The following is a 22,745-nucleotide window of genomic DNA, read 5'->3' on the forward strand; positions in this document are numbered from 1 at the left end:
TAGCAAGGATCACCACAACAATCTCCATGACAGAACTCGAACAGTCGCCTGGGGTAAAAACTATGAACAAAGACATAGATAATATAGCCCGTATCGTGCAAGGATGAGTGAAATCAAGGGGATGAATAAAAACAAAACAAATTAAAAAGAAGTAATTGAAATTGGAGAGTTAAAAATGGATTATATCTCCCAATGGGTAGGCATTGACGTAAGTAAAGCAACACTTGATGTTTATATCCGTCCAATGGGTAAAGCATTTCAATTTGCTAATACTGAAACAGAAATAGCTAATCTAGTTAAGCAACTTCAATCTAACGATTTAAACCTAATCGTACTGGAAGCAACAGGAGGACTAGAAACAGAATTAATCATTCAATTGCAAGCGGCTCTTTTACCAGTAGCATTAATCAATCCTCGTCAGGGAAGAGACTTTGCTAAAGCTACAGGTAAGTTAGCCAAAACCGATGCCATTGATGCACAGATTTTGGCGCATTTCGGTGAAGCAATGAAACCGGAGGTGTTAGCAATCGAAAGTGAAATGTCACGTCAATTAGGCGAATTAATTAGTCGCCGAAGACAATTAGTAGAAATGTCTACAGCGGAAAAGAATCGCCGTGACCGCGCTCGTGGTAAAGCTTTGACAGATATTGAATCCCATATTGATTATCTTGAGCAACATCTTCAACAACTCAATCAAGAAATTGAGACGTTGACCCAAAATAATCAACAATGGATTGATAAAGTCAATCTACTCAAAACTACTCCTGGCGTTGGTCAAGTAATTTCTACCACTTTAGTTTCTGACTTACCAGAATTAGGTCAATTAACTGCCAAACAAATCTCTCGCTTAGTTGGTGTTGCACCAATTAATCATGATAGTGGTCAGCACAAAGGTAAGCGCATGATTAATGGTGGTCGCGCCCATGTTCGTGCCATTCTTTATATGGGTGCTGTTGTTGCCATGCGTCATAATCCTGTTATCAAAACTTTTTATGAGCGCTTGGTTGAACGTGGTAAACCCAAAAAATTGGCCATTACTGCTTGCGTTCATAAAATGTTAGTTATTTTAAATGCGATGATTCGAGATCATCTTCCTTGGTCTATTTCTCAAGACTCACAACCAATTTCTGCATAAAGTTCTACTGTCGTTTTTATACCTCCAATCTAGTTTGGTAATTTATGGCAATCTATAATTTACCTGTTTTGTTCTGTTCTGTTTTTCTCCTCTATTTTCTGACTTTTTTCCTAGACTTTAAATTTTTCCTTAACGATCGCTTGACAATCAAGACAGTCGCTACAAATCAAGGCTGTTGTCAATCTTCAGAACTTTCTTCAAATTGAGTTAAAGATTATGGAAATAATAACCAATTACCAATTACCAACCACCTACTTGACAAACTTAGGCATAATTTCCGCAGCCGTAAATAAGCCAGAAATGCCCCGTTGACGCAATTCTTGAGCAGCTTTAAGATAACCGAAGGCAGGACCACACACATTGGCTGCCATGCTAGTTTCATCCCCTAAGGTGAAGGTATGAGTAGATATTTTTCCCTCAAAAGTGCGTCCAGTGATTTTCACATTTGTACTTAGGGGCTTTTTGGGGTTGCGGGTATCAACTACACCGCCAACCGTGACTCTGTCCCGTGAACAAATTCCCGCCACCTCTAACATCACATCATCGGCGTGTTCCATATTTTCCAAGGTTAACACCCCATCGGTCTGATCAAGTAGCGCTTCTACCTCTGCGTCAGTCATGGCTCTAGCGGCTTCTACACTATAACCGGGCATATGACCAATATCTTCCCTAACAGTGGCGCGGTAGGCTTCCCAGTTAGCAATTCCCACACCAAAGGTAATCACCACATTGTGAATTTCCGCATAACTTTGGGCAGCTAAGGCGGCAGCAGCGGTTAATAGCCCAGGAGTAGCACCACAGCCAGTCATGTAGGTAATTCCAGCGGCTTGCAGTTCATCTTTCATGGATAGGAGTTGTTCGACTGCACTGGTGCGTTTAATGGCATCTACCAGAACACCCTGCCAACCGGCTTGAATAAATTCTTTGGCAACAGAGGGGATAAAGTCGTTGGGGAGGTTAGGTAAAGCCAGGAAATAACCATCTACAGTGTCACCAGTGACTTGAATTAAATCCTGAATACTGTTGTTGCTTAATGTACCAAATGCTTCTAAATGACCGATTGTACCTTGATTTTGGTAAGTTGTAATACAAGCTTGGGTGTTTAAACCCTCAGTGGAGTAGGCGTAGCCATTTTGGTCTGCGACGGCAACAAGAATCATTTCTCGTTTGCTGGAAAGGAGTTTTGCGGCTGCCTGTCCAAGTCCGCCAAAACCCAGGACTCCAACGCGGATAGGTTGGTTTGTTAGTGGTGTGTTCATAGTGATTTGTGTAAGGCGTATAAACCTAAATTTCCGTATAATAGCTAGTTATGTTGGAAAAATCTAGAGGTTCATGAAGGCTGTTCTATTTTGCTTCAATCATCTAAACGTAATAATTTGCGGTAAAAGGATTTAGAAAAATCCGTGATTTTATTCCGCTTATAGTTTTCCATTAGTTCAATTAAAAAACTAATAAATTCAAAACTTGGCATCATGACTTCATAAGTTAATTCAGACGTAGAATCAAACTGTAACCGGCAAACGGTTAAGTCGGAGGGTAAGGTAGGATCATTCCAAGTGGCAACGAAGGGAACATTTTCACTACCTTCTATTTTGCGGTGTCCTTCTAACTCACGTTTTTTATAAAGAGTGATGGCATAGGGTAACAAATTCCGCTTATTACCCTGAATATAGGGTAGATACACGATAGACTGTTGCTGACTTGCAGGTTGGAGTTTATCAAAAAACGTATTACCAGTCATTGTTATAGATTCCTTAAGTTAGCATGATATGGGGCTATTTTAGCCTTGATATTAGAGGCAGAGCCTCATCAACTGCATTCCTAGTCAGAGACTAGGAACGAGATGTGGTAGGTATTTGAGCTTAAGTTGACACATATCAGCTTTTGCTTTACCCCTACAAATCTAGGTTTTTCGTAATTTCTTAAAAGTCCATATCCCAACCGTGTTGAGTATATTTTAAACTACAGATGCTATTGCTTTGAGGGTAAAAATTTTCTCAATTATATCTTCAACTACCTTATCTGGTGTTGAAGCACCAGAAGTTACACCAACTTTAATTTCTCCTGCTGGTAGCCAATTTTCTGAAATTACTAATTCTCCTGTTAACTGCCGATGTTCAATGTTATGAATTGATTGAATCCGTTCTCCACAATCAATGTGATAGGAGGGAATACCTCGATCAAAGGCAATTTGTTGTAGTTGAGTAGTATTGGATGAGTTAAACCCACCAATAACTATGATTAAATCTACATTTTCTTCGACTAATTCTAACATAGCATCTTGACGTTCTTGAGTGGCATCACAGATGGTATTGAAATTTTGAAAATGCTGATTCAATTCTGTTGGTCCATATTTCTGCATCATTGTATGCTCCAGCATTTTACCGATTTGTTCGGTTTCACCTTTGAGCATGGTTGTTTGGTTAGCAATTCCTACTCGTTGTAAGTCTTGATCAGGGTCAAATCCTGCTGAACAGGCTTTGGAAAATTTGGCTAAAAATTCTTCACGATCGCCACCGTTGAGAATATAATTAATGACATATTCTGCTTCTTTTATGTTTAAAACAATCAAATATTTCCCAGCAAAGGAACTGGTAGCAACTGTTTCTTCATGCTTGTATTTTCCGTGAATAATTGAAGTATAATCACCTTTTTTGTGCTTTTCTACGGTGTTCCATACTCTGGATACCCAAGGGCAGGTAGTATCAACAATTTGGCAACCTTTATCATGCAATATTTGCATTTCTTGAACACTTGCACCAAAGGCTGGTAAAATTACTACGTCACCACTATTAACAACAGAAAAGTCTTTCAGTTTGTCAATAACGGGAATAAATTCTACTTGCATTTCTTCCATTCGTTTATTCACAGATGGATTGTGAATAATTTCGTTGGTAATCCAAATCTGTTCTGTGGGAAAATGTTGCCGGGTTTCATAAGCCATAGCTACAGCCCTTTCTACACCCCAACAAAAACCAAATGCTTGTGCTAGTTGGATGGTGACATTACCACGTTTGATGGTGTAGTTGCGATCGCGGATTTCCTGAATTAAGTTACTCTGAAACTCAGATTGTAACTTGGTAGCGACTTCCTCTTGATGACCAAAGCCTTTACGGTTGTAATTGGTTGAATGTTGGAGGCTACGTTTAAAAGCTTTTGTATCCATTTTAGATTGACCACTAATAATTACTATCTTTGATTTTCTCGTGTTTCGAGGTGATTTAGATGGAAAATTTGGATTTATATCCTAGTTTTTGAGTTGATATTTTTAGGTTTAGTTGCTTGGGATGTTATTTGTTGGTTAGTATACATCTGTAAGGCAGTCCGCCAAACTAGATAACCTGGGGGACTCAGATGCAAACCATCGGTGGTAAAATCTGACCGAAGATTACCTTGTTTATCGGTGAATAAGGGATGTAAATTCAGATATTTCACCCCTTTTTCAGTAGCGAGATTATTCAGTTCCTGATTCAAATTACGAATCCGAGGATTGGGAATTGCTAGGAGTTTTTCTTTTCCTTCCCAAGTTATCCCCTCCCCACCATGGGGCAAAATTGACTGAACGACAATTTCTGTTTGGGGGTGTTTTCTTCGCAAATAACTGATAATTTGCTGATAATTAGCTAATATTTCCTGATCATCTAACCCGCGAATTAGATCATTAATGCCCACCATAATGAAAATATTTTCCGGTTTGGTGCGATCAAAAAAATCTAATCTTTGCAATAATCCATTGCTAACTTCCCCGGATATGCCCTGATTTAGCCAGCTTCTATCCTCAGGTAATAACTCCGGTGGAAACCATAAACTCAGAGAATCTCCCGCTAGTATGGTTAATCGCTGGGGATTTTTCCTAGCAGTTATTTTAGCTTCTTGCTTGAGAATATCCAACCATTGGGGATAACTGAGTTGATGACGGGGTCCTAATTCTGGTGCTACATATTGATTTTTCCAGTTCAGGTTAACTGGTTCTGGGGGATCTAGAATAGCTGTGGTTGCTAACACAGGGGTTAGCTTTTGCTGTCGCCAAATCAATAAGACGACCGCTAACATTAGGATAATATTAGTTAACAGTGCGAATAGTCCCCAGATGGGAAAAGTTTTTACACGATTAGACACGACGAAAAAACATTACGAGTATTGAGTTTGGTTGTCAGTTGTTCGTTGTCAGTTGTTCGTTGTCAGTTGTCAGTTGTCAGTGGGAAGAAAAATATTCTCCCCTACTTCCCTGCCTTTTACTTGTTAGAAATCCGATCTGCAAATTCGGAGTTATAACCTTCTTCCCCATGTTCGTTGATATCCAAGCCTTGATCTTCGGTTTGATCTGGGACTCGTAAACCAACTGTAGCAGCAATAATTTTCAGAATGATCCAAGTTCCTACACCAGCAATAATATAGGCTATGGCGATCGCTGCTAGTTCCACAAACAATTCACCGAAGTTACCGCGCAGTACCCCATCTTTACCTCCGCTATTTACTTCAGTTGTGGCAAAGATAGCTGTTAGAATCGCCCCGATAGTACCTCCAACACCATGTACAGGATAGGTATCTAGGGCATCATCAACCCGCAATTTGTGCTTGAAACTGACAGCATAGAAGCAGACGACGGAGGTAATGAAACCAATTAAAATTGCGGCTACAGGGGTGACAAATCCTGCCCCTGGGGTGATTCCCACTAAACCGGCGACTGCACCTGTGGCTGCGCCAACTGCGGTGGGTTTTCCCCGTAATGTAGCTTCTAGAATCAACCACATCAACGCCCCGGCGGCAGCGGATGTATTAGTAGCAACAAAGGCGACTGTGGCTACCGTGCCGGCGGATAAGGCACTACCAGCATTAAAACCAAACCAACCAAACCAAAGTAAGCCCGCACCTAACAATATAAAGGGGACGTTATGGGGAGGGCTAAGACGATCTGGATAGTTTTTTCTCGGACCGAGGACAATTGCGGCTACCAGTGCCGAAATACCGGAACTAATATGCACTACTGTACCACCAGCAAAGTCGAGAGCGCCGATGCCGCCGTATAAACCTAAGAATCCTCCCTTTGCCCAAACCATGTGTGCTAGGGGTGTGTAGATAAAGGTTGACCACAGGACTACAAATAGGCAATAGGCACGGAAACTCATGCGTTCGGCGATCGCTCCCGAAATTAAGGCTGGGGTGATAATTGCAAACATGGCTTGATAGATCATGAATGCTTGGTGGGGAATTGTCCCCGCATAGGAAACTACCTCCGCAGGGGCTGAACCTTGCAGATAACCTGTGGTTTCTACACCAACACCATTTAACCCTAGCCACTGTAAACCACCAATGAAGGGTAAACCAGGGGCAAAGGAAAGACTATAACCCCAAAGAACCCAGGTGACTCCCACAATCGCCATCAACACAAAACTCATCATCAATGTGTTGAGAATATTGTGCGATCGCACAAACCCACCATAAAAGAATGCTAATCCCGGTGTCATTAGCAATACTAAAGCTGAGGAAATCAGCATAAATGCTGTGTCACCTGTATCCGGACTAGGCACGGTTGCTGAGGTTTCTGCCCAAGCATTTCCTGTTAACAACCCTACCAGTAGAAATAGAGTTAAACACCCAATGATGGTCAATTTTCTGAACACTTATTTTCATTCCTCTGTGTCTACGATATTTGTCTTCATTCAATACAATTCGTAGTATTTGCTACTTTTTTTTTCTGTCTTAAAAGCTACTCAACTTCTGATTTTCCAGTAAGTTTAACAAAAATCTTATGTTTTATGCGGGTTATATTTACAAAGTTATTTATTTTCTGATGCAATATCCACATATTGTACTGACGCAGACTACAGTCCGGTAACAATTTTATTCTTCTTTCTTCTTCTTTCTGACTCCTGATAGCGCAGCGTGGCGTTAGCCATACTCCTGACTGGGCGCAGGCCCTGCGCCCCTACCTCCTGACTCCCCCTATATAGCAACTCAATTGTTGGCAGATTCTTGAACATCGGATTTAGGTACAGCACTAGGTATTAATTCAGAAATTGGAGTTGAGTTTACTGGTGATGCTAACTTAGGTACTTCTTGGGATATTTCCACAGGTGTAATTACACTAGCATTACTGACATAATAGCCAAATATTTTATCATAATTAGAGGCAACTGCTAAAAATACCCCACCTAAAATATATATTGGTAACGGAACAGGAACAGAAAAACCTCGTAACCACTTAAAAAATTCCGCTAAAGCAAACAGAATAAAAAAACATATAAGCCAAACTCTCATCATTGCATCTGCTCCATACCAAGTCATCTTTTCACTTAATTTTAGTTGGAAATTTGTTGGGTTTCCTTGTGCCAACCCAATTTACAATAAATTAAGGGCGTTGCTGATTAAGGGTATGAATTTTAGTCTCACGCAAAGGCGCAATCACGCTTCGTGATCTCGAAGAGTAGACGCAAAGGTAAGATTTTTAAAGGTTCAATTTGGAAATTTCATACCTCGATTCAGCAACGCCTTAAGGAATCAAAACTTGTAACTCAAAAGTTGAACTTCCGTTTTTTCTGGCAAACTCTGAGAATCAACTAATACAGAATCATTGTTACTGCGGCGGACATTAATATTCACACTCTGCATCAAAGTTAGAAAATCATCTACTGGAGTAATGTCGCACTTGCCACTTTCAGCAGCTTGAGTCCGATAATGGGTAGGAATAACTAACTTAGGATTTAAGACATCAATTGCCTGTTTTGCTTCTTGATGATTATACGCTTTATCACTGCCGCCAACGGGAATAAATAATACATCAGGACGACCCATGAGAATTTTTTGTTCTAGGGTAATCGGTGCAGCAGAACCCCCCAAATGTAGCAGATTAATGCCACCTTGGTTTAATTTCCAGGCTATATTTTGCCCAAATTGTTTTCCACCCTTACGATCATGGTCTGTGGTAATTCCCTGAAATTTAACGCCCCGAAACTCATAGACACCGGGTTTATAAACTAATTTGGGATTTCCTGGTATTTTATCTATTGCCCCTTCATCCAATAATTGACTACTAATTAATACCAAATCTGATGCAACATTTGGGAGACGATATTTAGCTGTACAACCCAAATTGCTAAAGGGATTAATCAAAATTTTGACCTTACCATTGGTCAATAAAAAGCAGGTATGACCTAACCACTGAATTGATACACCACTAGATTGGGCATTTACTGGAACTTGATCACCTAAATTAGTAACTATAGCCGTTATTAAACCTGCTCCAGCATAGCCTATCAATTGTCGTCGTTTCATAAGATATCGCGGTAAGTGGGAAACTCAGTCTCTTTAGGGCTGAGAGGGATGGTTCGACGCAGCTCACCAGCCGCGACACGTGCGGTTTTAACCGCTGTGGATATTAAAATTGAAACCAGATTTTTGATTGGAATCTGGAAACCAACTCCCATTTCTGGGGTAATGTTAGCTAGATGCCTCCGGCACGCTGCGCGAACGACCAGTTATAAGAGCTTTTTAGACTTGCAACACTGTTTCAGTGACCTTAAAACTGTTTAATTGCAAATGACAGAGCAGGGAACTAGCTACGCATTCCGGGGTGTCCTCACTCAAATAACGGCTACCATGAGAGTAAACTCAGGGTGGTCTGGTCAGCACGGCTTGCTTGATTACTCTTGCAAGCCCAGTCCCTTTAGGGCTGGGTTACTGACAAGAATACTGCCTTACAAAGTTCGCAAAAAATTTCTCAGCAATTCCTTACCCAAGGCAGTTAGGACACTCTCTGGATGAAATTGGACTCCTTGAATGTGAGGATATTGCCGATGTCTCACGCCCATAATTGTGCCATCTTCTACCCAAGCTGTAATTTCCAATACTTCCGGGCAAGTTTCCCGCTCAATCACTAAACTATGATATCTGGTAGCGGTTAAAGGATTTTCTAAACCTTGAAAAATTCCTATGCCTGTGTGGGAAACCTGAGAGGTTTTTCCGTGCATCAATTCTGGGGCGGAGACAATTTTACCACCGAAAACCTGACCAATACTTTGATGTCCTAAGCACACGCCTAAAATCGGTAGTTTATCTCCTAATTGGGCGATCGCACTGAGGGAAACTCCCGCATCATCTGGACGACCAGGTCCAGGGGAAATCACCACTGCGTCGGGGTTCAATGCCCTAATTTCATCTATAGTAATCTTATCGTTTCGCACGACTTGTAGGTCTTTAGCAACTGGGAAATCTACTGCTAATTCCCCCAAGTATTGTACTAGATTATACGTAAAACTATCGTAATTATCAATGACTAATATCACAATTTTTACCTAATTTTATTTAAAAATATCAAAGATGTTCCCTGAAAACGTCTCTACTGTTCACAATCTACCATTTAGAAAGTAGACAGAATTAATGTTGCTAGAGGAGGAAATATTAATGTAGAAGCAACCAATAGTGCTACTAAAGCAGAAACAAGTACAGCACCAGCAGCACAGTCTTTAGCAACTTTTGCCAACTCATGATAAGACTGTTTGACCGTTAAATCTACAATTGACTCAATAGCAGTATTCACTAACTCTAGAGTTAAAACTAAACCACTGGTAATAGCAATTATAGATATTTGCACTGTTTCTAACTGCAAAAATACGCTTAATCCAATAGCTAAAGCGCAGACAGCTACATGAATGCGAAAATTCCTTTGAGTCTGAAAAGCGTAGGTAATTCCAGCCCAAGCATACTTAAAACTAACAAATAGATTAGAGGCAATCTGCCAGGAAAGTTCCCTATCTTTAGACACGAGCGTTGGTAAGCTATTATTGGTTGATGACGATGAGACTTTTGGGGGCATAGAGGTGAGAGTGGGGGAGGTGGGGGGAGTGGGGGGAGTGGGGGATGTGGGGGGAGTGGGGGATGTGGGGGGAGATTAATATTTATGGTTTTTATGGTTTTTATGGTTCATTAACCAGCGTGATGGGTTATTGATCATAGTCACTAAACCAGATAAAACTTGATTATAATTACCATAAAGTTTACGTCCCGTTTCAATATCGAAGTAATTACATTTAACTGTAAATTCTATCCATGTCTGAGTTTCAGCAGATTAAGCTTCACAATCTATTTAATTTAGCAACAAAAGCAGCCTCATAACGACGTTTACGCCAAGCTTCTGCTATATTCGCACAAACAGAACGAGAAGAACGACGAATTTGATCTGTTAGAGAATATTTTTCTTCAACAGGGAAATTTTTTGATAACCCAAAAATTTTCATTGCTGCTTCAAAAGCAATTTGATAAATTCCCAAGTCTCTATGAGATTTAACCATTGATATTGAGTTTGATTCTTCTAAGTTACCAATCATCTTCTTTCTAACCTCCTTTACTCCCCTACTCCCCTACTCCCCCTACCTCCCCTACCCCCCCTACCTCCCCTACCCCCCCTACCTCCCCTACTCCCTACTCAAACTCTAAGTTAATAATAATACCTATTTTCTTCAGTAATACAACTTGCTCGTTTAACATTGCTATCAAACTCTCTTCGTCAGGATGATCCCAACCTAACAAGTGTAGTAAACCATGAGCCGTTAACCAAGCCAACTCTGTAGACAAACTATGTTCCTGCTGTTGTGCCTGACGCTGTGCTGTATCTATAGAGACAACTATATCACCTAGATACAAGGGCATGGCATCCAGCATTTCTTCGCTTTGTGGTAAATCTGCTTCTAGAGATGCAAAGGCTAAGACATCTGTAGGTTTATCTTGTTGGCGATATTGGGAATTAAGGGTTTGAATTTCTGTGTCGGTTGTCAAACGCAAACTGATTTCATAACTAGGTGCAGTTGGCAAGTAATCCTCAAGAATTTCCAACCATTGCCAAAACCAGTTTTCCCAAGTTTCGAGAGGAATTGGGGAAGAGTCATCAAAGCAATTTTCTAAATATAATTCAACCTGTAGCGGCACAAGTTTTCCTCTCTTAGCGAGTAAGATATGCCAAACCCACGAGGACAGATAACAGTCCTACGGCAGTTAACGCAAAGTGTTTGAGGGAAGTGCCGCCTTTTCTAACCATGTTTCGCATGGCGAGTTTGACATAGCTAGGCTGGGGTTCTTTGGCAGGGGACTTTTCCATAATTAATTCATTATCATCTCTTTTCTTACTGTAACCTGTGTCAGGGAAATATAGCAAAGACAAAGATCCCCGACTTCTCTAAGAAGTCGGGGATCTGGTGATTACGCATCAACTATCTGGTTTTCTTGTCTAAGATAGGCTTGAATGAACATATCAAGTTCACCGTTCATGACATCTGTAATGGCTGTGGTTTCGATGTTGGTGCGGAGGTCTTTCACCATTTGATAAGGATGAAATACATAGTTGCGGATTTGATTACCCCAGGAAGCTTCGACCATATCGCCGCGAATTTCGGCAATTTCTTGGGCGCGTTGTTCTTTGGCAATAACTAACAACTTGGCTTTGAGACGGGCGAGCGCTTTTTCTTTGTTTTGCAGTTGGGAACGTTCTTCTGTACACCGGACTGCTAGACCGGTGGGGAGGTGAACTATGCGGACTGCGGTTTCTACTTTGTTGACGTTTTGCCCACCTTTGCCGCCAGAACGGGTGGTGCTAATGTCTAAATCTTTCTCTGGGATGTCTAGTTTGACGGTGTTATCTATTTGCGGCATGACTTCGATGCCAGCAAAGCTGGTTTGCCGTTTGCCGTTAGCGTTGAAGGGAGAAATTCTGACGAGACGGTGAGTCCCCATTTCGGAACGTAAGTAACCATAGGCATAACGTCCGGTAATTTCTAGGGTGGCGGATTTAATGCCGGCTTCGTCACCTTCTGATTCTTCCGCTAGGGTGACTTTATAACCATGATCTTCTGCCCACCGGGTATACATTCGCATGAGCATAAATGCCCAGTCTTGTGCGTCTGTGCCACCAGCACCGGCGTTAATTGTCAGGACTGCGCCTTTGTCGTCGTAAGTGCCGGAAAGGAGTTGTTGTAGTTCCCATTGGTCTAGTTCATGGTTGAGTTTGGTAATGGTAGATTCCGCTTCTTGCAATAATGCTGTGTCGGTTTCTAGTTCCAATAACTCAACAACTGCCCTGGTATCGTCTAAGTTGGTGTGCCACTTGTAATATTGATCTAAATGGGATTTTAGATCATTAAGTTCTTGCAGGGTATTTTGTGCCTGGTTTTGGTCTTCCCAAAATTCTGTTTGGGCGGAAATTTGTTCTAAGTCGTGAATTTTAGCTTTGAGTGCGGGTACGTCAAAGATAGTCCTGGGTTTTACCCAGGCGGCTAGACAATGTTTCGATTTCGCGTTTTAGTTCTAATACGTCCATAATTTTGACTCAAGTTGCAAGGGCTTGAGATTTCTTTGAGATAATATTCTAGATTTTACTGGATTTTGGCAATGTCTCAGGGTGTTGCTGAGTTAATGGGATGATTTTTTTATCACGCAGAGGCGCAGAGAGAAGGAGTTGAGGGGAATTAGAGTTTGATGGGGAATTTTGGAGTATTTTGGGCTTTGGTGCGGGCTTCTATGGCTTGTTGGTAGTCTGGTTTATATTCTATGGCTTTGTCGTAGGAGGCGATCGCCTGTGGGTATTGTTGTAAATTTAACAAGGCATTGCCTTTGCTGTACCAACTTTGATAATGATTGGGTTGATAACGGATGGCTTTATTATAGGAGGCGATCGCTTCTTGATATTTTTGTAAATTATATTGTGTATTCCCTAAATTATACCATACTAAAATTTCTTGTAATGGAGAAATTACCTGATTTTGAGTAAAGATGACACCAGATTTTAATTCTTGACTGAGATCATTACCAATAATTAGTTCTTGAACCAGATAAAATTCGGCATTTTCTTCAAAGTAAGCTAAAAGTTGGGGAATGCGATCGTGATTTCCTAATTTGTATAAAACTTGAGCTTCTGTATCAAATAACCTCCGAGCTATTTCTAAAGTGGCAATATCCGTAGACTGAGGTTTGAGTTTCTTAACTACACACTGAGGAGAGCCTGGTAATTGAGTATCATTAGCAACATAAGTTTCACCAAATCCGCCACCTCCCAGGTAATTGGTGATTTGGTATCTGCCTACAAGGGTGTTTCCTAGCATTTCCTGAGCCTATTTGACTATTGTGTTACATTTATGATAATCTTCCCATACAAAAATGAGGAGATGGGGAAAAATATTAATTAGTGGTTAAAAATCAGTAGCTCAAATGTTAAAATCAAGATGATTCCTATAGATGATAATATTCGCAGTTGGCAAAAGCCTATTATTAATTATTGGTTAATTGGGATTAATATAGTCATATTTTTCTGGGAAATCAAATTAGAATGGAGTAATGAATTAGGAGATTTAATTAATAATTGGGGAATTATTCCATCTCAAATAAATATTGCAATTGCTAACGCTTTTTTTTACAATTCTGCGGCGTGGGTAATTGTATTTTGGCGGCTACTTTCTTTACCTGTATCGCTGTTTCTGCATGGTAGTTTTAGCCAAATCTTAGGAAATATGCTGTTTTTATGGGTATTTGGGAAAACAGTCGAAGGTATTTTAGGACATAAACAGTATTTACTACTTTATTTAACTTCTGGCTTTTTTTCTGGCATAGTCCAAATTATTTTATCCCCCGATTTAACAATGCCAATTATCGGTGCTAATGCAGCTATTACATCTATTTTGGGTGCATATCTGATCAAATTTCCCCAGGCAAAAATATATTCGGTTTTGACTTTATTGGTTTTGTATATCCCTGTGGAAGTTCCAGCTATTTTATATTTATTTTGGTGGTTTATCCAGCAGTCATTTTATGGCATAGGGAGTTTAAATATGGCGGGTGGTAGTTCCTTCTCTAGCGTCAGTTATTGGGGACAATTTGCGGCGTTAGTGACGGGTGCGGCTTTTATGAAAATCAGACAAAGACTTTAGGTTATTGTGATTTTTATGTGAAGCTGCACAGAATCATCAAATCCATCAATTCATCCGAATTTATCTGCGTTTATTTGCGTTCATCTGCGTTTAATAATTCTTGATATCTTATTCCATATCTTAATTTCGTATAAGGAAGTAAAATGGGGTAGTTCATATTGGAATTGTCAATTAACTTCAATGTCTGTAGTTTCTACCATTACTGTTAAAGTTCCCGCGACGACGGCGAATTTGGGACCGGGGTTTGATTGTATAGGTGCAGCTTTAAAGCTGTATAACGAATTTAAGTTTACTGTTCTTGATGCAGGTGAGTTAATTATTCAAGTCTCTGGTTTGGAAGCCGCAAAGGTACAAACTGATGAGAGTAATCTTTTATATCAGGCTTTTATCAAGTTATATGAATATATAGAACAAACACCACCCGCGGTGAAAATAGAAATTAAGTTGGGTGTACCTTTGGCGCGAGGTTTAGGTAGTTCGGCGACTGCTATTGTCGGGGGGTTAGTTGCGGCTAATGAGTTGGCGGGTTCGCCTTTGTCTGAGTTAAAGGTGATGGAATTAGCGATCGCCATGGAAGGACATCCTGATAATGTAGTACCAGCGTTATTAGGTGGCTGTCGTCTGGCTGCTACCAGCAAAAAAGGTTGGGAAATTTGTGATATTCTCTGGCATCGAGATATAGTTCCAGTTGTAGCAATTCCTAATTTTGAATTATCAACCGCCGAAGCACGAAAGGTTGTCCCCACAGAAGTCAGTCGTGCTGATGCAATTTTCAATATTTCTCATTTAGGTTTATTATTACGCGGTTTAGCAACTAATCGGCAGGAATGGTTAACAGCAGCTTTGCAAGATAAATTACATCAACCTTATCGCCAATCCTTGATTCCTGGTTATGATGCTGTGAATGCGGCGGCTGTTGCTGCTGGTGCTTATGGCATGGTAATTAGTGGCGCAGGTCCCACACTTTTAGCTTTAGTTAATACAAGTCATACCAAATTCGTAGAAACGGCGATGGCAAATACCTGGACGGCAATGGGTATGGACTCAATTGTGCGATCGCTCCCCATAGATCCCCAAGGGGTGGTTATTTTGTAATAGATAATTACAAATGCAGCAACACCAAACATCTATAGCAATCCTATTTGAGTTGATAACGTAGTGTGACTTACAGCGATTTCCAATCATATAAGGTACATCTTAGCCCCCTCATCGCACCCCCCTAAATCCCCCCGCTGCGGGGGGAAGAAAAGGATAAGCTTTTGATACGGGAGGGGGTTGGGGGTGGGGTTCTTGTTCCGGGTTTGATGACAATTTGCTGTAAGTCATGGGAACGGAACAGAAGTGTTCCCTACTTTAAACATTTCATTTTGTTGATTAACATTAAATTATCGAGTCCGATGCACCTTACAATATATATTGATTGTATGTGTAATTTATAAATAACAAAAGGTGAAGTTATGACAGTTATTACTAATTTGCAGCAGATATATGAAACAGATGACCATTTATGGTTATTAGAAACTATTAAATTATTAAAACAAAGTCGTTTTGATGAGTTAGATTTAGAAAATTTAATTGAGGAGTTGGAATCATTGGCAAAAAGAGATAAGCATCAAGTTAAAAGCCTACTAGAACAAGTAATTAGACATCTTTTATTATTGCAGTTTTGGACACAAGAATATGACAGAAATAAAAATCATTGGCGTTCAGAAATTAGAAGTTTTCGAGTACAGTTAAAAGATAGATTAACATCTAATTTATATAATTATTTGAATTCTATTTTTACAACTATTTATGAGGACGCTTTGGGTTATGTTCAAGAAAAAACAGGTTTTACTGTAAATTTTCCCGCAGAATGTCCTTATTCTTTGGAGGAAGTTCTTGATATTCATTATTTACCTAATTGATTAAGTCATTGTTTGTGTGATGCCTACTTATTGTTTGGAAAACCTGAGACATTGACTGATAAGGCTAAAATATACATTGGTGAGGCTGAAAATGCTTATTCTAGACTTGTTGACCATGTATCAAAAAAAGAATTTTGGAATGAAATTACTGTTCAAGTAGATGACAAACTTGTTTTTAAATCCGATTGGTTGTTTAGTAGCCCATCAGCAGCAGCAAATGTAATAATGGGGCGTAGTGCAAACGGATTGAAGGAATGGAAAGATTCTTCCGGCAAAAAGTTACATGAAATTGAGAAGCAAGAAATATCAAAAGCTAACAAACAAATTCAGCCAACAACTTAATGCGATCGCGTAGCACTGCTGCAAGCAGAGTACTGTTCTTGCCGTGACTATTTTGATTGTCAAGCGATCGCCCAGAAGAAGTAACAGCTTTTTCACTTACCCCCAATCATCATATATATATGGATATGGAAAAAATCCAGTCAGAAATAGCAGCACTGAAATCTCAAATCCAAGCACTCCAGCAAGAACGCACTGCACTGACTAATCATCATGTAGAATCGGGTGAAAACGACTCACCCCTAGCCATAGTTGAAGCTTACCGCCGTCAAGCCAGAGAAAACGTCCAACTGTCCGCCGAACTTAAAGGCATAGACGATGCCCTATATTACCTAGAAAAGCAAATACAACAAAGGAAAGCTCATCTCAATCGGTATTTGCCCATGTCTATCCGCATCTCTCAACAACAAGAACAGCTAGAAGAAGCCAAAAAAATTGCTCAAGTTCATGCCGAACGAGTTAATGAACTAGCTGGAGAACTGGCAAAAGAAATTAAACTCCTCAAAACCTGTGCCGATGAACTTAGTCCCATGTATTGGCAAGTTTACTACAAACCTTTCATCACAGGCTTTAAGACCATTTCTGTCCCTTTCGTAAGATCAGATGGAGAAGTGTGGATGATTGTCAACCGTATTGTCTAAGAAACAGAGATAACTTTGATAAAAATTCAATTTATCCTCAAGCTGCTCATTATAACTAAAGACAGTGATATTAGTCGCTGTTTTTTTGTTGACGTTGCAAAAATTTACATTTAGAATGGACTCGCGGCATAATTTAGTAAGTATTTATTACTATCTGTCCTCCAAATTGGAAATCTTCATAAGAAATCGTTTACAGACGTAACGATTCCTTAATATAATGTAAACAAAAGCAAAACCAAAAAAACATTGTCAACAGTGATGAATGCCATAGAAATTCCTTGGTTATCAGCCATAATTTTCCTGCCTTTAGTGGCAGCCCTCGCAATTCCTCTTATTCCCGATAAAGAGGGTAAAACCGTCCGCTGGTACGGCTTGGGAGTGGCATTATTAGACTTTGTACTCATGATTTTTGCCCTTTGGCAGAATTACGACTTTCAAAGTTCCGCCCTGCAAATGACAGAAAGCTATCCTTGGATACCCCAAATTGGCTTTAACTGGTCTCTAGGCATTGATGGTTTATCAATGCCCCTGATACTTCTCACAGGCTTCATTAACACACTCGCAGTATTCGCGGCTTGGAAAGTAACCAACAAGCCGCGTTTATTTTATGCGTTGATGTTGATCATGTACAGCGCTCAATTAGGGGTATTTCTCGCCCAAGATTTATTAATGTTCTTCTTGATGTGGGAAATCGAGCTAGTACCTGTTTATCTACTAATTTCCATCTGGGGAGGCACAAACCGCCGTTACGCAGCTACCAAGTTTATTATCTATACCGCCGCAGCATCCATATTTATACTAGTAGCTGGTTTTGCAATGGCTTTCTATGGTGATAACTTCACCTTCAACATGACCGAATTGGGAATGAAAGAATATCCCAAAACCTTAGAATTAGCCCTCTATGCAGGTTTCTTAATCGCTTATGGTGTCAAACTACCCATTTTTCCCTTACATACATGGTTGCCTGATGCTCATGGTGAAGCATCCGCACCCGGTTCAATGATCTTGGCAGGTGTATTGTTAAAAATGGGCGGTTATGCCTTAATTCGCTTTAACGTAGAAATGTTAACTGATGCTCATGTTACCTTTGCTCCAGTTTTAGCGATTTTAGGTGTAGTTAATATTGTTTATGGTGCTTGTTGCGCCTTTGCTCAAACCAATCTCAAACGCCGTCTGGCTTACTCTTCAATTGCCCACATGGGGTTTGTGTTAATTGGCATTGCATCTTATACAGAAATCGGTATCAGCGGTGCTGTATTACAAATGGTTTCTCACGGTTTAATTGCTGCTAGTTTATTCTTCCTTTCCGGTGTAACTTACGAACGTACTCACACCTTAGTGATGGATAAAATGGGCGGTATGGGTAAAGTAATGCCCAAAACTTTCGCTCTCTTTACTATCGGTTCAATGGCTTCTCTGGCTTTACCCGGAATGAGTGGTTTCGTCGGTGAATTGATGGTATTCTTAGGTCTTGCTACCAGTGATGTTTACAGTTCCAGCTTCAAAATTGTAGTCATCTTTCTATCAGCAGTTAGCGTGATTTTGACACCCATTTATTTACTGTCCATGCTACGTCAAGTTTTCTACGGCAACCAACATCAAGACTTACATTTAGATGCTGTAGTTCTTGATATTAAGCCCCGTGAATTATTTATCACCGCTTGCTTATTAGTTCCCATCATCGGTATTGGTTTTTATCCTAAAATGATTACACAAACCTATGATGTAAAAACAGTGGCAGTTGCGGCTCATGCTCGTCAAGTTTTACCAGTTGTTGCTCGTCAACAACCTACAAACTTATACTCGCAAATTTTCACCACACCAACATTAGCTAGTTCCCAAATAGTGAATATAGTTGAGTAATTATCAAACCCAAAAGAGCGCTCTAGTAAATCTTAAATTAAAAGGGGATAAGATCCCCGAATTCATAAGGAATTCGGGATCTATTTTAGTCATTACTAATATAAACCTTTATGCCATGCAGTAATAAACCTAACCCCCATCCTAGTATGGGATAAATAGCCCAGAAATATCCAGGGCTTACCACTAGATTTAACAGCACCAAAAAACCATTAATTGCCAGAAAAGCAAGTAGATGAGATTTGAAATCTTTCCGTTGTTGACTATTAGACATTTGCTCTTTTTTTACTTCTACGTTATTTTTTAACCATTCTTGTTCCGCAGCTTGTAGCGACTCTGAAGAAACACCTAATTCTGAGGCTATTTCTATAATTTGTTCTCTTGTATATTCTCCCTTTTGTTTTTGTCTAAAAGCTACTTCAAGAATCTGCTGCATTTCCTCTGCGTTGTAAGTCATTATCAATACCTAAAATGGCAAAAAATACTTTTGAGAGTTATTTTTGAAACGGTAGCTACACAATCATTTAAAATATATGTACCTACGAATCGCTTAGAAACACATTTTATAGTTGAAAAATAATTGATGTCGTAATTAACAGCACAAATTTATTAATAGATTTCAATTCCCCAATTATAAGGGAAATGCCGAAAACCCTTTGCTTTCCTTTATCCTGCATTGACGTTAATCGCGCTGCTGTTCAATATATTTCTTAACCGTTTCTGTGCAAATATTCCCAGCGGTACTCACAAAATAACTTGGTGTCCATAAGGTAGGTATTTTTAAAAGTTCGGGAAATTCTTTCCTGAGATGATGAGAAGCTCTCCCCTTGATTTTCCTCATAATACTAGATGGATCATCGGTTGGTTTCACATTTAAAAACAAATGGACATGATCCGGCATAATCTCCATAGCAATAATTTTCCACCTATTCTCTATAACCAACTACTTATCTGAATTTCCCCCTGGCATTTTCTATGATTCACTTCTATATTAAGAATAGTAAATAATAATTGCCTTTTATACCTATATCCGGTAAAGCCAGATGTATTACCATAGCCTAGTAGCAGATAGCACAGAAAGATATAGAAAATCAAGCAAGAATTTATGGATAAATGAGGAAAGTAAACAGTGAAAGCATCCCTCAAACTGGTTAAAACCGCTGATGACAGGCAGATTGCCGCATTCTTTGAGGAATCGGTAGGTGAATGGCACTCAGAACGACGTTACTACACCCTACCCCAGGGAGAAACCAAGGAAATGGAGAGTATAATCACCATCCGATTTTTAGAACAGGGGTGTGAGGAATTGGAAAAACTAGCCCAACTCCATAATTTAGTAGATTTGCAAAGTTTGACCTGTGGTGCTGAAGTATCTTGGCAAAGCACTGATATAATTAAAGTCAGACGAGAATCTCAAGGCTTAACCCTATTCGGGGCTTTGGGGAATTTATTATATAGAGATCGTGGTTTTGCCACCTCTAAACCAGTTACAGCAGATTATTATTTATCAAATCCTCAAACTCTGTGTTTGCGAACTGAATATAATAATTCAGTATTTGAGGAAGAGATTAAACTCATTGGTAGTAAATATCGTACCCGACAAAGCATCATTTCCCGTGCCAGTGAACAATTAATGATTGGTCAATACCTGGAGAAGCGAATATAATCGAGCGGTTCATGGCTGAAATGCAGGGGATAGGGTTAATTAACGGGCATAACTTACAGGTGGGACTGATCATAAGCAACAAATATGACTTTTTACAACATTTTTTTAACTTCTTCCCACAATTATGATTTTTTGTGTAATCATTGAGAAGTGGGAATTAATTCGGCAGTGATGTTTGTGGTTAGTATTGACAGGCTTTCCCTTTTGGTATTTACAGACTTTTCTCCGAAATCTAAATCTCTACACTCTTATGATTTTGGAAATATTCTATGTCAATTTACGTGGGTAACCTCTCTTATGAAGTTACACAAGATGCGCTGAGTCAAGTTTTTGCGGAATATGGTGCTGTGAAACGTGTTCAGCTTCCCACTGACCGTGAGACAGGTCGCTTGCGCGGCTTCGGTTTTGTGGAAATGGGTACTGATGCTGAAGAACAGGCTGCTATTGATGCCCTTGATGGTGCTGAATGGATGGGTCGTGATTTGAAAGTAAACAAAGCAAAACCCAAAGAAGACAGAGGTCCTTCAGGTGGTGGTGGACGTGGTGGCTACAGCGGTGGCGGTGGCAACCGTGGCGGCGGCGGCGGCGGTGGTCGCTATTAAGTCTAAGCCAAATCTAACTAAAGTTTTTTAGTTATTAAATTCTTGAAAATTGCCTATTCCGTCGGCGGGGTGGGTAATTTTTTTGGCGTTGCTGAAACCAAGTAAGCTGTTACGCAGCTAAATTTGATAACCATAATTTACTCGAACTTTGTAGCATCTTGCCCGCTAGAATTATACAAACTAAATGCACAACAGCTTATGAATTTAGCTGTAGAGACGTTCCATGTAACGTCTCTACAAGGGTTGTAAAATCATCAAAAATTATCTTCATACCTCAAATCGGCAATGCCATTTTTTTATATACGAAGAGATATACATCATCACGTTGATATTTTAAATTAAAATCAGAACGCTTTTTTAATTCCTTAGTCAAATTATTATAATCTTCTACTGTTGCGCCCCAGCCAGGATGGCGGGTATTAAGTAATATATAATGAAAATTATTCAACTCATGGAGTTTATATTTAAAACTAATCTGTTGCCTATGGGTTAAATGTGGAGTAATTACATCTGTAGTCAACACACTGTCTTGAGTTTTCACTAAAGATATTGCTTCTTTAGTAGCTTGCCAATTATCTACAGAATTAAGATATTTGGAAATAAAGAAACCCCATTTACCTAAAATCAAAAACCAAATTAAAGACCATAAAAAAATTACTCTTTTTTGTTTTAGCCATGCTTTATCTGCTGCAATACTAGCAATTAATGCTAACATTATGAAGGGAATTGCTGGTAAAGAATAATGTAAAATTACGTTTTTTTGTGAAGGATGATCAGCAAGTATATTTAATGCTAAACAAGGAATCGCACCTATTAATGGTGTCATGTATTTAGGTATTAAACCCCAGATTACAGGTGCTAATAGAAAAAACAAATATTCTAAATTTATAGACGATAAAATGTTGCTAATAATAATTTTTGGTTGAAATAAGATAATTTGTAATGTTTCCGAAAATGAATTTCCTAAATAGCTATAACGATAAAAATGCCGACTGACTAATGCTGCTTCGCTACCGAAAAAAGGAATAATGATTTTGTTAGCAATTACAAACCATGCTAAACCACTAATAATAGCTATGAAACCGTACAAACGCCGTTTTTCAAATAGTAGCAACCAAACACCCATAGCTGCTACTGTCAAGGAAAGTACAGCTTTACATCCCAATACTACCAAAACATTTATACAAAACCAAAATACTTTTTTGCTTCTTGCATTTAAAACTGCTGTCAAAAGTGCAGGAACAGCAAGAGTATCTGGATGAAAATCACACAAATTACTGTTATATAGGACTGGATATAGTAGGTAAACAACTACCATTGCTATTGCTTGATTGTCTTTCAACCCTGCTTGTAATGCAAGTAAATATGTAGGAAAAGCACCTAAAGACAAAGCAACAGACTGAACTACAAACAACCAATAGACATGAGGATATATTTTATATAGTAAGGCGATAGGATACAAAATCCAAGCAGCATGATCAGCTAAAACATGAAAACCAAGTACAGAGGAAGTTGGCAATTTTCCCTGACTAATTAAGTAAACTGTTTGATCAAAAAATGCTAAATCTCCAGATGAATTAAATAACTCATGCCGAATAATACTAGCTGCTAATAAAATTAAGGCACTAATACTAATAATTACGGAAATGTTATTTTTAGGTATTAATTTTTCCACATTAGAATT

24 protein-coding genes and 2 pseudogenes are annotated in these 22,745 nt (G+C 39.4%); 9 read left to right on the forward strand and 17 right to left on the reverse strand.

Annotation, left to right across the window (positions count from 1 at the left end):
- The first annotated feature begins 175 nt into the window (after window positions 1–175).
- Complete coding sequence (locus tag NG743_RS17425) at window positions 176–1,135, forward strand: IS110 family RNA-guided transposase (RefSeq protein WP_193965010.1); 960 nt, start codon at window positions 176–178, stop codon at window positions 1,133–1,135.
- A gap of 251 nt (window positions 1,136–1,386) precedes the next feature.
- Here the strand turns inward: NG743_RS17425 and bioU are convergent, their stop codons facing one another.
- The 14 genes and pseudogenes from bioU to NG743_RS27060 all read right to left on the reverse strand — a co-directional run bounded on the left by bioU (window position 1,387) and on the right by NG743_RS27060 (window position 13,224).
- Entirely contained in the window at window positions 1,387–2,394 is a 1,008-nt protein-coding gene (gene bioU / locus NG743_RS17430) for a (S)-8-amino-7-oxononanoate synthase BioU (RefSeq protein WP_027402524.1), read from the reverse strand.
- Between the two features lie 95 nt (window positions 2,395–2,489).
- Window positions 2,490–2,876, reverse strand: coding sequence for a type IV pilus biogenesis protein EbsA (ebsA, locus tag NG743_RS17435; RefSeq protein WP_027402523.1), 387 nt, complete (start codon window positions 2,874–2,876; stop codon window positions 2,490–2,492).
- A gap of 216 nt (window positions 2,877–3,092) precedes the next feature.
- Entirely contained in the window at window positions 3,093–4,301 is a 1,209-nt protein-coding gene (locus tag NG743_RS17440) for a 4-hydroxy-3-methylbut-2-enyl diphosphate reductase (protein ID WP_027402522.1), read from the reverse strand.
- 74 nt (window positions 4,302–4,375) lie between these two features.
- A complete protein-coding gene (locus NG743_RS17445; protein WP_228043887.1) occupies window positions 4,376–5,188 on the reverse strand; it encodes an SGNH/GDSL hydrolase family protein in 813 nt (270 codons plus the stop codon).
- Window positions 5,189–5,370: 182 nt separating this feature from the next.
- Window positions 5,371–6,759: an ammonium transporter gene (locus NG743_RS17450; RefSeq protein ID WP_027402520.1), complete on the reverse strand. Its 1,389-nt coding sequence runs from the start codon at window positions 6,757–6,759 to the stop codon at window positions 5,371–5,373.
- Window positions 6,760–7,093: 334 nt separating this feature from the next.
- Window positions 7,094–7,396 (reverse strand): hypothetical protein, encoded by a 303-nt coding sequence (locus NG743_RS17455; RefSeq protein ID WP_027402519.1) that lies wholly within the window; start codon window positions 7,394–7,396, stop codon window positions 7,094–7,096.
- 240 nt (window positions 7,397–7,636) lie between these two features.
- On the reverse strand, window positions 7,637–8,410 hold the full coding sequence (locus tag NG743_RS17460; RefSeq protein ID WP_257120557.1) for an MBL fold metallo-hydrolase: 774 nt from the start codon (window positions 8,408–8,410) through the stop codon (window positions 7,637–7,639).
- Window positions 8,411–8,832: 422 nt separating this feature from the next.
- Window positions 8,833–9,420, reverse strand: a complete 588-nt coding sequence (locus NG743_RS17465; protein WP_027402517.1) for an anthranilate synthase component II — start codon at window positions 9,418–9,420, stop codon at window positions 8,833–8,835.
- A 74-nt stretch (window positions 9,421–9,494) separates the two neighbouring features.
- The gene (locus NG743_RS17470) at window positions 9,495–9,950 is read right to left on the reverse strand and encodes a diacylglycerol kinase family protein (RefSeq protein WP_027402516.1); all 456 of its coding nucleotides are present in this window, start codon (window positions 9,948–9,950) and stop codon (window positions 9,495–9,497) included.
- Between the two features lie 75 nt (window positions 9,951–10,025).
- Window positions 10,026–10,461: pseudogene (locus tag NG743_RS17475) on the reverse strand (four helix bundle protein).
- Between the two features lie 94 nt (window positions 10,462–10,555).
- Window positions 10,556–11,059 carry an rRNA maturation RNase YbeY gene (gene ybeY / locus NG743_RS17480; protein ID WP_257120559.1) on the reverse strand — a complete coding sequence of 168 codons (504 nt, stop codon included), beginning with the start codon at window positions 11,057–11,059 and terminating at the stop codon, window positions 10,556–10,558.
- Between the two features lie 13 nt (window positions 11,060–11,072).
- Window positions 11,073–11,228 (reverse strand): DUF3285 domain-containing protein, encoded by a 156-nt coding sequence (locus tag NG743_RS17485; protein ID WP_071992792.1) that lies wholly within the window; start codon window positions 11,226–11,228, stop codon window positions 11,073–11,075.
- A 101-nt stretch (window positions 11,229–11,329) separates the two neighbouring features.
- Window positions 11,330–12,443 (reverse strand): peptide chain release factor 2 gene (gene prfB, locus NG743_RS17490; protein WP_152540445.1). Its coding sequence is split into 2 segments (ribosomal slippage): window positions 11,330–12,370 and window positions 12,372–12,443, totalling 1,113 coding nucleotides; the frame shifts between segments, so codons are not numbered across the junction.
- 148 nt (window positions 12,444–12,591) lie between these two features.
- Entirely contained in the window at window positions 12,592–13,224 is a 633-nt protein-coding gene (locus tag NG743_RS27060) for a tetratricopeptide repeat protein (protein ID WP_442548596.1), read from the reverse strand.
- A 120-nt stretch (window positions 13,225–13,344) separates the two neighbouring features.
- Here NG743_RS27060 and NG743_RS17505 point away from each other — a divergent pair, with 120 nt between their 5' ends.
- The 6 genes from NG743_RS17505 (at window position 13,345) to NG743_RS17530 (ending at window position 18,796) form a co-directional block, all read left to right on the forward strand.
- The gene (locus NG743_RS17505; protein ID WP_193963373.1) at window positions 13,345–14,046 is read left to right on the forward strand and encodes a rhomboid family intramembrane serine protease; all 702 of its coding nucleotides are present in this window, start codon (window positions 13,345–13,347) and stop codon (window positions 14,044–14,046) included.
- A 180-nt stretch (window positions 14,047–14,226) separates the two neighbouring features.
- A complete protein-coding gene (gene thrB / locus NG743_RS17510; protein ID WP_257120562.1) occupies window positions 14,227–15,141 on the forward strand; it encodes a homoserine kinase in 915 nt (304 codons plus the stop codon).
- Between the two features lie 362 nt (window positions 15,142–15,503).
- Window positions 15,504–15,953 (forward strand): DUF29 domain-containing protein, encoded by a 450-nt coding sequence (locus NG743_RS17515; RefSeq protein ID WP_053538169.1) that lies wholly within the window; start codon window positions 15,504–15,506, stop codon window positions 15,951–15,953.
- A 51-nt stretch (window positions 15,954–16,004) separates the two neighbouring features.
- On the forward strand, window positions 16,005–16,295 hold the full coding sequence (locus NG743_RS17520; RefSeq protein ID WP_199308423.1) for a DUF4357 domain-containing protein: 291 nt from the start codon (window positions 16,005–16,007) through the stop codon (window positions 16,293–16,295).
- A gap of 125 nt (window positions 16,296–16,420) precedes the next feature.
- Window positions 16,421–16,933 carry a hypothetical protein gene (locus tag NG743_RS17525; RefSeq protein ID WP_027402510.1) on the forward strand — a complete coding sequence of 171 codons (513 nt, stop codon included), beginning with the start codon at window positions 16,421–16,423 and terminating at the stop codon, window positions 16,931–16,933.
- Window positions 16,934–17,191: 258 nt separating this feature from the next.
- Entirely contained in the window at window positions 17,192–18,796 is a 1,605-nt protein-coding gene (locus tag NG743_RS17530) for an NAD(P)H-quinone oxidoreductase subunit 4 (protein ID WP_027402509.1), read from the forward strand.
- 85 nt (window positions 18,797–18,881) lie between these two features.
- Here the strand turns inward: NG743_RS17530 and NG743_RS17535 are convergent, their stop codons facing one another.
- Both NG743_RS17535 and tnpA read right to left on the reverse strand, forming a co-directional pair.
- Complete coding sequence (locus tag NG743_RS17535; protein ID WP_193963379.1) at window positions 18,882–19,250, reverse strand: 2TM domain-containing protein; 369 nt, start codon at window positions 19,248–19,250, stop codon at window positions 18,882–18,884.
- Window positions 19,251–19,475: 225 nt separating this feature from the next.
- Window positions 19,476–19,715, reverse strand: a pseudogene (gene tnpA / locus NG743_RS17540) (IS200/IS605 family transposase); the annotation flags it as partial.
- A gap of 207 nt (window positions 19,716–19,922) precedes the next feature.
- On the opposite strand from tnpA, the gene NG743_RS17545 reads away from it, so the two are divergent.
- Together NG743_RS17545 and rbp are read left to right on the forward strand one after the other, a co-directional pair.
- A complete protein-coding gene (locus tag NG743_RS17545; protein ID WP_027402507.1) occupies window positions 19,923–20,459 on the forward strand; it encodes a phycobiliprotein lyase in 537 nt (178 codons plus the stop codon).
- Between the two features lie 269 nt (window positions 20,460–20,728).
- Complete coding sequence (gene rbp / locus NG743_RS17550; protein WP_027402506.1) at window positions 20,729–21,061, forward strand: RNA-binding regulator; 333 nt, start codon at window positions 20,729–20,731, stop codon at window positions 21,059–21,061.
- A 274-nt stretch (window positions 21,062–21,335) separates the two neighbouring features.
- Here the strand turns inward: rbp and NG743_RS17555 are convergent, their stop codons facing one another.
- Window positions 21,336–22,736 (reverse strand): DUF2079 domain-containing protein, encoded by a 1,401-nt coding sequence (locus NG743_RS17555; RefSeq protein WP_027402505.1) that lies wholly within the window; start codon window positions 22,734–22,736, stop codon window positions 21,336–21,338.
- Window positions 22,737–22,745 lie beyond the last annotated feature (9 nt).

The organism is Dolichospermum heterosporum TAC447, assembly GCF_024584745.1.
Classification (GTDB): Bacteria; Cyanobacteriota; Cyanobacteriia; order Cyanobacteriales; family Nostocaceae; genus Dolichospermum; species Dolichospermum heterosporum.

Coding starts and splice junctions, on each gene's coding strand:
- thrB (WP_257120562.1), top strand. CDS start 14,227: ATGTCTGTAGTTTCTACCATTACTGTTAAAGTTCCCGCGACGACGGCG.
- ebsA (WP_027402523.1), bottom strand. CDS start 2,876: ATGACTGGTAATACGTTTTTTGATAAACTCCAACCTGCAAGTCAGCAA.
- NG743_RS17470 (WP_027402516.1), bottom strand. CDS start 9,950: ATGCCCCCAAAAGTCTCATCGTCATCAACCAATAATAGCTTACCAACG.
- NG743_RS17455 (WP_027402519.1), bottom strand. CDS start 7,396: ATGAGAGTTTGGCTTATATGTTTTTTTATTCTGTTTGCTTTAGCGGAA.
- NG743_RS17525 (WP_027402510.1), top strand. CDS start 16,421: ATGGAAAAAATCCAGTCAGAAATAGCAGCACTGAAATCTCAAATCCAA.
- NG743_RS17460 (WP_257120557.1), bottom strand. CDS start 8,410: ATGAAACGACGACAATTGATAGGCTATGCTGGAGCAGGTTTAATAACG.
- bioU (WP_027402524.1), bottom strand. CDS start 2,394: ATGAACACACCACTAACAAACCAACCTATCCGCGTTGGAGTCCTGGGT.
- NG743_RS17530 (WP_027402509.1), top strand. CDS start 17,192: ATGAATGCCATAGAAATTCCTTGGTTATCAGCCATAATTTTCCTGCCT.
- NG743_RS17425 (WP_193965010.1), top strand. CDS start 176: ATGGATTATATCTCCCAATGGGTAGGCATTGACGTAAGTAAAGCAACA.
- NG743_RS17445 (WP_228043887.1), bottom strand. CDS start 5,188: ATGTTAGCGGTCGTCTTATTGATTTGGCGACAGCAAAAGCTAACCCCT.
- NG743_RS27060 (WP_442548596.1), bottom strand. CDS start 13,224: ATGCTAGGAAACACCCTTGTAGGCAGATACCAAATCACCAATTACCTG.
- NG743_RS17535 (WP_193963379.1), bottom strand. CDS start 19,250: ATGACTTACAACGCAGAGGAAATGCAGCAGATTCTTGAAGTAGCTTTT.
- rbp (WP_027402506.1), top strand. CDS start 20,729: ATGTCAATTTACGTGGGTAACCTCTCTTATGAAGTTACACAAGATGCG.
- NG743_RS17505 (WP_193963373.1), top strand. CDS start 13,345: ATGATTCCTATAGATGATAATATTCGCAGTTGGCAAAAGCCTATTATT.
- NG743_RS17440 (WP_027402522.1), bottom strand. CDS start 4,301: ATGGATACAAAAGCTTTTAAACGTAGCCTCCAACATTCAACCAATTAC.
- NG743_RS17485 (WP_071992792.1), bottom strand. CDS start 11,228: ATGGAAAAGTCCCCTGCCAAAGAACCCCAGCCTAGCTATGTCAAACTC.
- NG743_RS17515 (WP_053538169.1), top strand. CDS start 15,504: ATGACAGTTATTACTAATTTGCAGCAGATATATGAAACAGATGACCAT.